Source organism: Halomonas sp. ND22Bw, assembly GCF_003011945.1.
Classification (GTDB): domain Bacteria; phylum Pseudomonadota; class Gammaproteobacteria; order Pseudomonadales; family Halomonadaceae; genus Halomonas; species Halomonas halophila.
In genome coordinates this window covers 1-250 of record NZ_PXWD01001413.1, presented here as the reverse complement: position 1 = coordinate 250, position 250 = coordinate 1, and the positions used below count along the sequence as shown (strand labels likewise).

The window sequence follows — 250 nt, the reverse complement described above, 5'->3', positions numbered from 1 at the left end:
TTGGCTGATAATCAGATGCAGAAATTTTAAAGCAGTCGCGAACTTGGCTGAATATGTTCTTCTCGGTGGACCTTAACGCTCTAATTTTAGCTGCTAATTCACTTAATTTATTCGGATTATCAGCTAAAGCTTGTTCATTAATTACATAGCCATCTTCGATATATTGACGAAGTACTTTGGTGGCCCATTGGCGAAAGACAGTGGCTTGGCGTGAATTAACGCGGTAGCCAACTGAGATAATTGCGTCTAG

At 40.4% G+C, this 250-nt stretch carries 1 protein-coding gene; it reads right to left on the bottom strand.

The genetic code is table 11. The features are described from left to right. The coding region (rhuM, locus tag CVH10_RS22855) for a RhuM family protein (RefSeq protein WP_146143319.1) at nucleotides 1-250 on the bottom strand (250 nt) is incomplete at both ends.